The sequence below is a fragment of the Stenotrophomonas sp. SMYL11 genome (assembly GCF_036320005.1).
Classification (GTDB): Bacteria; Pseudomonadota; Gammaproteobacteria; order Xanthomonadales; family Xanthomonadaceae; genus Stenotrophomonas; species Stenotrophomonas maltophilia_A.
Genome location: NZ_JAWIRS010000009.1, coordinates 20,458 through 31,428 on the forward strand (window position 1 = coordinate 20,458; position 10,971 = coordinate 31,428).

10 protein-coding genes are annotated in these 10,971 nt (G+C 67.1%); 6 read left to right on the forward strand and 4 right to left on the reverse strand.

The annotated features are described in order from the left end of the window. Positions 1 to 68: 68 nt before the first annotated feature. Together V3B46_RS13365 and V3B46_RS13370 are read right to left on the reverse strand one after the other, a co-directional pair. Positions 69 to 740, reverse strand: coding sequence for a DUF7716 domain-containing protein (locus V3B46_RS13365; protein WP_154262400.1), 672 nt, complete (start codon positions 738 to 740; stop codon positions 69 to 71). Next, the gene (locus tag V3B46_RS13370; RefSeq protein ID WP_154262399.1) at positions 737 to 2,155 is read right to left on the reverse strand and encodes an MFS transporter; all 1,419 of its coding nucleotides are present in this window, start codon (positions 2,153 to 2,155) and stop codon (positions 737 to 739) included. Before V3B46_RS13370 ends, V3B46_RS13365 begins: the two co-directional genes overlap by 4 nt. Before the next feature lie 105 nt (positions 2,156 to 2,260). On the opposite strand from V3B46_RS13370, the gene V3B46_RS13375 reads away from it, so the two are divergent. Beyond that, the gene (locus V3B46_RS13375) at positions 2,261 to 3,145 is read left to right on the forward strand and encodes a LysR family transcriptional regulator (RefSeq protein WP_154264909.1); all 885 of its coding nucleotides are present in this window, start codon (positions 2,261 to 2,263) and stop codon (positions 3,143 to 3,145) included. A 60-nt stretch (positions 3,146 to 3,205) separates the two neighbouring features. On the opposite strand, the gene pip is transcribed toward V3B46_RS13375, so the two are convergent. Both pip and prmC read right to left on the reverse strand, forming a co-directional pair. After that, complete coding sequence (gene pip / locus V3B46_RS13380) at positions 3,206 to 4,147, reverse strand: prolyl aminopeptidase (RefSeq protein ID WP_106467129.1); 942 nt, start codon at positions 4,145 to 4,147, stop codon at positions 3,206 to 3,208. Between the two features lie 48 nt (positions 4,148 to 4,195). Next, a complete protein-coding gene (gene prmC, locus V3B46_RS13385) occupies positions 4,196 to 5,053 on the reverse strand; it encodes a peptide chain release factor N(5)-glutamine methyltransferase (protein WP_329892123.1) in 858 nt (285 codons plus the stop codon). Between the two features lie 343 nt (positions 5,054 to 5,396). Here prmC and ahpC point away from each other — a divergent pair, with 343 nt between their 5' ends. The 5 genes from ahpC (at position 5,397) to V3B46_RS13410 (ending at position 10,363) form a co-directional block, all read left to right on the forward strand. Continuing rightward, positions 5,397 to 5,960, forward strand: a complete 564-nt coding sequence (gene ahpC / locus V3B46_RS13390) for an alkyl hydroperoxide reductase subunit C (RefSeq protein WP_004144811.1) — start codon at positions 5,397 to 5,399, stop codon at positions 5,958 to 5,960. A gap of 227 nt (positions 5,961 to 6,187) precedes the next feature. Beyond that, positions 6,188 to 7,780, forward strand: coding sequence for an alkyl hydroperoxide reductase subunit F (ahpF, locus tag V3B46_RS13395; RefSeq protein ID WP_154262395.1), 1,593 nt, complete (start codon positions 6,188 to 6,190; stop codon positions 7,778 to 7,780). 85 nt (positions 7,781 to 7,865) lie between these two features. Next, positions 7,866 to 8,828, forward strand: coding sequence for a LysR substrate-binding domain-containing protein (locus V3B46_RS13400; RefSeq protein ID WP_032129919.1), 963 nt, complete (start codon positions 7,866 to 7,868; stop codon positions 8,826 to 8,828). A gap of 123 nt (positions 8,829 to 8,951) precedes the next feature. Then, positions 8,952 to 9,356, forward strand: coding sequence for a nucleoside diphosphate kinase regulator (gene rnk, locus V3B46_RS13405; RefSeq protein WP_005408156.1), 405 nt, complete (start codon positions 8,952 to 8,954; stop codon positions 9,354 to 9,356). Positions 9,357 to 9,406: 50 nt separating this feature from the next. Then, a complete protein-coding gene (locus V3B46_RS13410) occupies positions 9,407 to 10,363 on the forward strand; it encodes a transaldolase (protein ID WP_329892124.1) in 957 nt (318 codons plus the stop codon). Positions 10,364 to 10,971 lie beyond the last annotated feature (608 nt).

Below are 10,971 nucleotides of genomic sequence, written 5' to 3' on the forward strand. Positions count from 1 at the left end.
CCGCCGCGCCCCCCCCGCCCACCGCCCCCCCCCCACCCCGCGGGGGGCCGCCCCCCCCCCCCCCCCCACTACCGCAATACCGGCGCATCCATCCACGGGAACGGCTTGAATCCGTACACCTGCACGGTCGCGCCGATGGCTTCGAATTCATCCTTGATGGCCTGCGCACGGTTGCGATCCAGGGCTTGCCCCAGCAGCAGAGGCAACGCACGGCAGCGTGCCAACGCCTCGCCCATCGGAATCTCCAGCAGGCGCGCCACGCGCTGCGCTGCGGCTTTGATCTGCCCCTCCGGGCACACTCTCAGCATCAGATCGAAGGACGCGAAGATGCCCGTGCCTACGCCGGCACCGCGCGCAGCCGCCTGTTCCGCAGCACCCGCTTCGACCAGGGCCTCGTCGATACCCTCGACCTGTTGGAACGCGTCGTACTCGGCGTAGTACGCCAGCGCCTGCGCGTAGTCCTGCAGCGACGACAGCGGGCGTTGCCGCTTCTGCACATCCAGCACGTCGGCAAACGTGGCCGGTTCCAGATACGGGAACAGCCCCATTGCTGCCAAAGCGGCCGATCGCTCGCCGTCGTCATCCAGCACTCCATCACTGGATGACGGCAACCACAACCGCGCAGCCAGCAGGTCCTCGTCGCTGGCCATCACCCAGCCGAAGGCGTTCCACACCTCATCGTCATCGTTGCAGGCAGCGAAGGCATGCAGGGTCTGTTGCAGGTCCAGCAGTTCGATCATGCGTCGGTGCTCAGGCAGGCAGTCGCTGCCGAGTCTACCGGCGCCGGGCGCAGGCCCAGCGCGATCAACACGCCGAGCGCGGCGAACAGCGCGGCACCGTACTGTGCATTGACCATGCCCTGCAACGCATCAGGGCTGGTTGCCGCCTGCGCGCCGCGCGCGGCGTTGGCGACCATCACCAGTACCGCCAATCCCAAGGCGCCGCCGATCTGCTGGGCGGTGGCCGCCATGCCGGACGCGACGCCTTGCTGCGGACCCGGCACGCCCTGCCCGGCCACGATCCACATCGCCGTCCAGCTCATGCCCTGGCCGACGCTGAGCACCACGATGCCCGGCAACAGCGGCCAGTAGCTGGCGCCATGCGGCATCGCCAGCGCCACCGCAGCGATGCCGACGGCACCGGCGGCGAAGCCCCAGGCCAGTACCTGCCGCGGCGAACGGTGCCGCAGCATGCGTTCGGCAATACGGATGCCGAAGGTGCACACCAATGTCGGCAGCAGGAAGGCCATGCCCGCCTGCAGCGGGCTCCAGCCATAGCCATCCTGGAAGTAGAGCGCCAGGAAGTAGTACTGCACGCCATAGCTGCTCATGAAAGCGAAGGTCAGACCCAGCGCGGCGCGCAGGCCGGGCAGGCGCAACAGCGAAAACTGCATCAGCGGGTCACGGCTGCGCTTTTCGATCTGTACGAACACCGTCAACAGTACGGCTGAAAGCAGCAGGCAGATGAGCGTAGCCGGCGCCGTCCAGCCCCACTCCGGCCCTTGCACCAGGGTGGTCACCAGCAGGCTGCCGCCAGCGGTGACGGTGAGGCAACCGGCCAGATCGAATGAGCGTCCCTGCACCCGTGGACCATCGGCCGGCAACCACACACCGGCCGCGACCGCGCACGCCGTGGCCAGCGGCACGATCACCGCCAGCACCGCCGGCCAGCCGAACGCCTGGGTCAGCACCCCACCGAGCAGCGTGCCCAATGCCAGGCCCACTGCGCTGGCCATGCTCCAGATCGCCAGCGCGCGGTTGCGCACCGGCCCTTCTGCGTACAGCGTGTTGATCAGTGCCAGCGTGGCCGGGAACAGCAGCGCCGCCCCGACGCCTTGTGCGGCGCGCGCGATGATCAACAGCGTGGCGTTCGGCGCCAGCGCACCGAGCAGCGAGGCCAGCGCGAACAGCAGCATGCCCAGCCGGTAGAAGCGGCGGCGGCCGATCAGGTCGGCGGCGCGCCCACCCAGCAGCAGGCTGCCGCCGAAGGCCACGGTGTAGGCACTGACGACCCATTGCAGCTGCTGCGCGTTGATCTGCAGCGCGCGGCCCATGTCATGCAGGGCAACGAAGATGATGGTGGCATCCAGGGCGATGATCAGCTGGGCGGTGGCCAGCAGGGTCAGCGCCCAGCGCGGGTATTTGAGGGGAGGCATCGGCGGTCTGGCGCGGTGGGGGAGCGCAGTCTCATTGATGCGAGTCAATCAATAAACCCCTCCCCGGCCATATCTGTCATGATTTTCGGCATGAATGGAGCCTCGATGGACCTCAATGCGGTGCGCATGCTGGTGCAGGTGGCCGAAGCCCGCAGCTTCACCGTGGCCGCCGGCCAGCTGGGCCTGAGCCAGTCCGGCCTGTCGCGCGCGATCGGGCGGTTGGAAGTGTCGCTGGGGGTGAAGCTGCTGCAGCGGAACACCCGCAACGTGGCGCTGACCCCGGATGGCCGCCAGTTCGTGGAACAGGTGGCACCACTGCTGGCCGGCCTGGACGATGCCGAACGGCAACTGGCCGACCGCCCGTGCACGCCCTCGGGCACATTGAAGATCAGTGCGCCGTCGATGTTCGGGCGGAAGGTGCTGGTGCCGATGCTGGCGCCGTTGCTGCAGCAGCATCCGCAGCTGCAGGTGGAAGCGGTGCTCAGCGACCGTCTGGTCGATCTGGTCGAGGAAGGTTTCGATGCCGCGCTGCGCACCGGCGTCATCGCCGACCAGCGCATCGTCGCGCGGCCATTGCGGCCTCTGCGCTGGGTGACCGTGGCCAGCCCGGGCTATCTGGCCCGCTGTGGCGCACCGGACGATGTGGCCGCGCTGCAGGATCATGCCTGCCTGGCGGTGCGCAACCTGCGCAGTGGCCGGCTGGTGGACTGGCAGTTCCTGCAGGACGGGCAACTGCGCGAGTTCACGCCGCCGACGCGGATGGTGTTCGACAGCGGCGATCCGCTGGTGGAAGCGGCCATCGCCGGCATCGGCATCGTGCAGGTGATGGATTTCGCGGTGGCCGACGCGTTGGCCGATGGCCGCCTGCAGCGCGTGCTGCAGCCCTTCGAAGGCCGCAGTCGCGAACTGTCGTTGATCTACCCACCGTCGCGCCAGCATTCACCGAAGCTGCAGGTGTTGGCCGACGCGTTGCTGGCCGGGGAGTGGTAGCGCCGGCCGCTGGCCGGCGCTACCGGTGAGGCGTTGCCGGCCAGCGGCCGGCACCACCGATCAGGCGAAGCTATCGGTGGCGCGCACCAGCGCGTCCACGTTCTCGGCTTCGAACGCCGAATGACCCGAAGCCGGCGTGATTTCCAGCTTCGCCTTCGGCCACACCTTGGTCAGGTCCCAAGCGTTGGCCAGCGGGCAGACCACGTCGTAGCGGCCGTGCACGATCACGCCCGGGATATCGGCGATGCGGTGTGCGTCGCGCAGCAGCTGGTCTTCCACCTCGAAGAAGCCGCCGTTGACGAAGTAGTGGTTTTCGATGCGGGCGAAGGCCAGCGCGAAATGCGGGTCTTCATGGCTGTTGATGAAGTCGTCGTCCACATGCAGGAAGCTGGTCGCGCCTTCCCACACCGCCCACGCCTTGGCCGCTTCCAGGCGGGTGGTTTCGTCGTCGCTGGTCAGGCGGCGGTGGAAGGCCGAGATCAGGTCATGACGCTCCACCGACGGAATCGGCTTGAGGTAGTGCTCCCACGCATCCGGGAACAGGCGGTTGGCACCTTCCTGGTAGAACCATTCCAGTTCCCAGCGACGCAGCATGAAGATGCCGCGCAGGACCAGTTCGGTCACGCGCTGCGGGTGGGTTTCGGCATACGCCAGCGCCAGGGTCGAACCCCAGCTGCCACCGAATACCTGCCAGCGATCGACCTTGAGGTGCTCGCGCAGTTTTTCGATATCGGCAACAAGGTCCCAGGTGGTGTTGTCCACCAGGTCCGCGTGCGGGGTGGAACGGCCGGCACCGCGCTGGTCGAACAGGATGATGCGGTACCTGGACGGGTCGTGGAACTGGCGCATCTTGTCGCTGCAGCCGCCGCCCGGGCCACCGTGCAGCATCACCACCGGCTTGCCGTCCGGGTTGCCGCACTGTTCGAAGTACAGCGTGTGGCGGTCGTCGACCTTCAGAGTGCCGACGTCGTAGGGGGTGATGGCGGGGTACAGCGTACGCATGCTTGCAGCTCCAGGGTGATGCCCTGCCGGGGCAGGAGAACCTCCATTCTAGGCCGGACGCCGGCCCAGGGTGATGCGGTCGCGCTGCTCCAGGTCCTGCACGGTCTGCACCTCGGCAAACCCCGCTGCGTCGAACAGCGCGCGGATCGCTTCGCCCTGGTCCCAACCGTGCTCGATCAGCAGCCAGCCGCTGGGCAGCAGGTGGGCCAGGCCACCGTCGACGATGCGGCGGATGTCATCCAGGCCATCCGCGCCGGAGGCCAGCGCGGTGGCCGGTTCAAAACGCAGGTCGCCCTGCTCCAGATGCGGGTCGTCGCTGGCAATGTATGGCGGGTTGCTGGCGATCAGGTCGAAGCGCGCGCCCTGCAGCGGCGCATACCAGTCGTGCCCGCCCTCGGCGAAGCGGACGTTGCGCAGTTCATGGCGCGCAGCATTGCGCGCGGCCACGGCCAGCGCGCCCGGGCTGGCATCGGTGGCCAGCACCTGCGCCTGCGGCCGTTCGCTGGCCAGTGCAAGTGCAATCGCACCGCTGCCGGTGCCCAGGTCAGCCAGCTGCAGCAATTGGTCTGGCGGCAGCCGCTCCAATGCCAGCTCGACCAGCAGCTCGGTTTCCGGACGCGGGATCAGCGTGGCCGGGTCGACCTCCAGGTCCAGCGTCCAGAAACCGCGGCGGCCGGTCAGGTAGGCCACCGGCTCACCGGCCACGCGGCGGGCCAGCAACGCTTCGAAGGCAGCCTGGTCGGCGGCGGCCAGCGGATCGGTGGCATGCGCGAAAAGCCAGCTGCGCGGGCGCTCCAGCACATGCAGCAGCAGCAGTTCGGCCTCATGGCGAGCTTCGACGCCGCCAAGCCGGGTGCTGGCATTGGCCACCACCTGGCGCAGGGAGGGTTCGGTTTTGACAGACATGCCGCAATTGTAGGGTCGAGCTTGCTCGACTGCTTTTGGTTGAGATGACCGGCGGGTCCGCAAAAGCCGTCGAGCAAGCTCGACGCTACAAAAGCGGAATCTGTTCAGGTTCTGCCCGAGCGGATAAAGAGGGACTATTGGCCCTATTCAGCCGTTCCGGAAGATTTTCCTTGTCACACAGGCAGTTGCAGGATGAAAGCGTCCGGGTTCAGTGCCGGCTCAGTGCATTTTGATAGTCCTCATCTATCAAATAGATGCAATCAATGGATTGTTCTTATCGATAGCGAGTCGGTACTCTAGGTCCTGTCGATTCACCCACTCCCCTTCACCCAGAGGAATAACGATGTCCCTGATCAACACCCAGATCCAGCCGTTCGAAGCCAATGCTTACCTGAATGGCGAGTTCATCAAGGTTTCCGACAGCACCCTGAAGGGCCAGTGGTCGGTCCTGATCTTCATGCCGGCCGCCTTCACCTTCAACTGCCCGACCGAGATCGAAGACGCCGCTGACCATTACGCCGAGTTCAAGAAGGCCGGCGCCGAGGTCTATATCGTCACCACCGACACCCACTTCTCGCACAAGGTGTGGCACGAAACCTCGCCGGCCGTCGGCAAGGCCCAGTTCCCGCTGGTCGGCGACCCGACCCACCAGCTGACCAACGCCTTCGGCGTGCACATTCCGGAAGAAGGCCTGGCCCTGCGCGGCACCTTCATCATCAACCCGGAAGGCGTGATCAAGACCCTGGAGATCCACTCCAACGAGATCGCCCGTGACGTCTCCGAAACCCTGCGCAAGCTGAAGGCTGCCCAGTTCACCGCCGCCAACCCGAACCAGGTGTGCCCGGCCAAGTGGAAGGAAGGCGAGAAGACCCTGACCCCGTCGCTGGACCTGGTCGGCAAGATCTAAAGCAGTACCGGCCTGCCGTGGCCCCACGCCACGGCGCGCCTTTCATCCCCGTGCCGGTCCCCCCCCGCCGGCGTGGGGGTGAACCCAAGACAGCCAACGCTCGCCCGCCTTGGCCAGCCAGCCCCTTCCACGGTCGCTGTCTTGGGTTCACCCCTACCCCCTGCTGGTCCGCTACCTTCTACAGCGGTGCCACGCCCCCTGTTTGCCTGAAGCCAGGAGATGACCCGATGTTGGACGCCAACCTGCAGTCGCAGCTGAAGACCTATCTGGAGCGCGTGACCCGCCCGATCCAGATCACCGCGCACGCCGACGACGGCGCCAAGTCGCAGGAAATGCTGGAACTGCTGCAGACCCTGGACAGCCTGTCGGACAGTATCTCGCTGCAGGTGCTGCGCGATGGCCAGGGCCGGGTGCCGTCCTTCGACCTGGGCACCCCGGGGCAGGACATCCACCTGACCTTCGCCGGCCTGCCGATGGGCCACGAGTTCACCTCGCTGGTGCTGGCGCTGCTGCAGGTCGGCGGCCACCCGTCCAAGGCCACCGCCGAGCTGATCGAGCAGGTGCAGAACCTGGAAGGCGAGTACAGGTTCGAAACCTACTTCTCGCTGTCCTGCCAGAACTGCCCGGACGTGGTGCAGGCGCTGAACCTGGCCGCGGTGCTCAACCCGCGCATCCAGCACGTGGCCATCGACGGCGCCCTGTTCCAGGACGAAGTCGAGAAGCGCGAGATCATGTCGGTGCCGACCGTGTACCTCAACGGTGAAGTCTTCGACCAGGGTCGCATGACCCTCGAGCAGATCGTGGCCAAGCTGGACACCAACGCCAGCAAGCGCGATGCCGAGAAGATCGCCGCCAAGGATGCCTTCGACGTGCTGGTGGTGGGCGGTGGCCCGGCCGGCGCGGCAGCAGCGATCTATGCTGCACGCAAGGGCATCCGCACCGGCATCGCCGCCGAACGTTTCGGTGGCCAAGTGCTGGACACCATGGCGATCGAGAACTTCATCTCGGTGAAGGAGACCGAAGGCCCGAAGCTGGCCACGGCGCTGGAACAGCACGTGCGCGAGTACGAAGTGGACATCATGAACCTGCAGCGCGCCAGTGCGCTGGTGCCGGCCGGTGAAGACGGCCTGCTGCAGGTGCAGCTGGAGAACGGCGCGGTGCTGAAGTCGCGTTCGGTGATCCTGTCCACCGGCGCACGCTGGCGCCAGATGAACGTGCCGGGCGAAGACCAGTACCGCAACAAGGGCGTGGCCTACTGCCCGCACTGCGATGGTCCTCTGTTCAAGGGCAAGCGCGTGGCGGTGATCGGCGGCGGCAACTCCGGCGTGGAAGCGGCCATCGATCTGGCCGGCATCGTGTCGCATGTAACCCTGCTGGAGTTCGATTCCAGCCTGCGCGCCGATGAAGTGCTGCAGAAGAAGCTGCGCAGCCTGGCCAATGTCACCGTGCTGACCAGCGCACAGACCACCGAAGTGCTGGGCGACGGCAGCCGTGTCACCGGCCTGGTCTACAAGGACCGTGTCGGCGGCGACGCCCACCGCGTCGAGCTGGAAGGCATCTTCGTGCAGATCGGCCTGCTGCCCAACACCGAGTGGCTGAAGGACACCGTGGCGCTGTCGCCGCGTGGCGAGGTGGTCATCGATGACCGCGGCCAGACCAACCTGCCGGGCGTGTTCGCTGCTGGCGATTGCACGACGGTACCCTACAAGCAGATCATCATTGCCATGGGCGCCGGTTCGACCGCCGCACTGAGCGCGTTCGACCACCTGATCCGCTCGTCGGTGAGCAGCAGCAGTGGTGCTGTTGCTGAAGCTGCCTGATCCACCGTTCCCAGATCACCGGGAACATTGTCTGCCTGTCGGGTAACCATGCCGTCAGCCGGTCCGTTACCCCTGGGGTGTAAGGATGAACCTACGTGATCTGAAGTACCTGGTAGCCCTGGCCGACCACAAGCATTTCGGCAGGGCTGCCGCCTCCTGCTTCGTCAGCCAGCCGACGCTGTCCACGCAGATCCGCAAGCTGGAAGAAGAGCTGGGCCTGCCGCTGGTGGAACGCGCGCCGCGCAAGGTGATGCTGACCCCGGCTGGGCAGGAAGCAGCAGCACGGGCACGGGTGATCGTGTCCGAAGTGGAACAGCTGAAGGAAGCGGCACGTCGCAGCCGCGATCCGGAAGCCGGCACGGTGCGCCTGGGGATCTTCCCGACCCTGGGTCCGTACCTGCTGCCGCATGTGATTCCGCGCATCCGCGATCGCTTCCCGGAGCTGGAACTGCTGCTGGTCGAGGAAAAGAGCGATGTGCTGCTGGACCGCCTGCGCGAAGGCAAGCTCGACGCTGCACTGCTGGCCCTGCCGGTGATCGACGACCAGCTGCATGCCGAGTTCCTGTTCGAGGAACCGTTCCTGCTGGCCGTATCCGGGCGCCACCCGCTGGCCCGTCGCGAACACCTGGACGTGCAGGAGCTGGCCACGCAGAAGCTGCTGCTGCTGGAAGATGGCCACTGCCTGCGCGACCAGGCACTGGAAGTCTGCCGCCTGTTCGGTGCCAACGAGAAGTCCGAGTTCCGCGCCACCAGCCTGGAGACGCTGCGGCAGATGGTCGCCGCCGACGTCGGCATCACCCTGCTGCCAAGCCTGTCGGTGCAGCCGCCGGTGCCGCGCTCGAACAACATCCGCCTGCTCGACTTCACCGGCGAAGGCCGCCCCAGCCGCCGCATCGCCATGATCTGGCGCCGCAGCTCGGCCATGAACGACTTCCTGATGGAGCTGGCCGATCAGTTCAAGCGCCTGCCGCAGGCGCTGTTCACCCTGGAAGCGGTCAACGCCGCCGGCGACACTACCGCCCTGCCCGGCCCCGCGCTGAACGGCTGAACCCCCGCAGCACCGGCCTGGAATCGGCAGGAGTCGATTCCGGTCGCATTTGTCCCCACAATACAGACAGGCGGCGCCAGCAGGTGCCGCCTTTTGCATGGCTTTCAACCAAGGAGCTTCACCATGAGTACCGCCAGCGGCCTGCCGCCGTCGATCACCGTTTCCACCTTCGACATGGACCGCCTGGACGCCATGCTCGAATCCCCTGCGCTGAGCCAGACGCCTGCCGCGCTCGCGCTTGCTGAAGAACTCAACCGTGCCACCGTGCTGGCACCGGACCAGATTCCCGAAGGCATCGTCATGATGCATTCGCGCGTGGAGTGCGAAGATGAAGTGTCGGGCGAGAAGCACGTCCTGACCCTGGTCTTCCCCCGCGAAGCCAACGTCGATGAAGGCAAGGTTTCCGTGCTGGCCCCGGTCGGCAGTGCCCTGCTCGGCCTTTCGATCGGCCAGAGCATCGACTGGAACGCGCCCGGCGGCCGCAAGCTGCGCCTGCGCGTGACTGCGGTCCACAACGACCGCCCCTGATTACCGCTGCGCACCGCGCGCGATTCGATCCCCCTGCACCAGGAGCCGTAATGAGTACCCCGTCCAAACTGTCCCAGCTGCGCGAACTGTCCGTGGTCGTTGCCGATACCGGTGACTACGAGGCGATCAAGCGCCTGCAGCCGGTGGACTGCACCACCAACCCGACCCTGGTGAAGAAGGCGCTGGACCTGCCGGTCTACGCCGAGCTGATCGAACGCGAACTGGCCTGGGGCCGCCAGCAGAGTGGCGACCGCGAAGCCGTGGTGCACGCCGTTGCCGACCGCCTGACCATCGGCGTCGGCGCGCTGCTGAGCACGCTGGTGCCGGGCCGCGTGTCCACCGAAGTGGATGCCGACCAGGCCCACGACACCGCCGCCACCGTGGCCAAGGCCCGCCAGTTCATCCAGATGTACGCCGATGCCGGCGTGCCGCGCGAGAAGATCCTGATCAAGATCGCTGCGACCTGGGAAGGCGTGGAAGCCGCGCGCATCCTGCAGGCCGAGGGCATCGACTGCAACCTGACCCTGATCTTCAACCCGACCCAGGCGCTGGCCTGCAGCGAAGCCGGCGCGTTCCTGATCTCGCCGTTCGTCGGCCGCATCCTGGACTGGTACGTGGCCAACGGCCAGATCCCGGCCAGCATCGATGAAGACCCGGGCGTGAAGTTCGTGCGCGGCGTGTATGCCGAATTCAAGCGCCGGGGCTCGCCGACGGTGGTGATGGGCGCCTCGTTCCGTTCGACCGCGCAGATCGAAGCGCTGGCCGGCTGCGACCGCCTGACGATTTCGCCGGACCTGCTGGAGAAGCTGGACGCCGACCACGGGGAGCTGCCGCGCAAGCTGGTGGCCGGTGTGGCCGATGGCGTGGCCGTGACCCCGATCGATGCGGCGAAGTTCGCGGCGGATCTGGCGGCCGATCCGATGGCGACCGAGAAGCTGGCGACCGGTATCGATGCGTTTGCCAAGGATCTGGAAGCGCTGCGCCAGCGGATCCGCGAGGCACTGTGATTCCGGCCAACGGCTGAGCCCCTCGTGGCGGGGGCTTGGTCGCGAAGAGCGGGTCATGCGGTTGGCAGGGTGGGTAGGCCGTGCAGGGGACGCTGCAAGTACGTCCATGTAAGCTCGGTCGCCGCTTGCTCGTGTGCGCTGTCCTGCGCACACGGCAAGACCGGGGTTGGGCGTCCTGCCCAACTCGCCCGAGGCATGCCTCGGGCCCATGCGGCTCACGCCCCTGCACGGCCTACCCACCCTGCCTTCGACAGTTTCCTGCGGCCGCCCGCCACGGAAGAAAGAAGGAAGAGCAAAGCGGGTCGCGCGCTTCGCTTGCTCGGAGCCGAGCATGGCTCGGCTCTAAAAGGGCAATGCAGAACCAAACAAAAAGGACGCGGCGAACGCCGCGTCCTTTTTGTTTTCCATCAGTTCGTCAGTAACCCAATGCTCTTTCCCACCGTCACCGGGAAACTGTCGGGGGGGGGGGGGGGGGGGGGGGGGGGGGGGGGGGGGGGGGGGGGGGGGGGGGGGGGGGGGGGGGGGGGGGGGGGGGGGCGGGGGGCGGGGGGGGGGGGGGGGGCGGGGGGGGGGGGGGGGGGGGGGGGGGGGGGGGGGGCGGGGGGGGG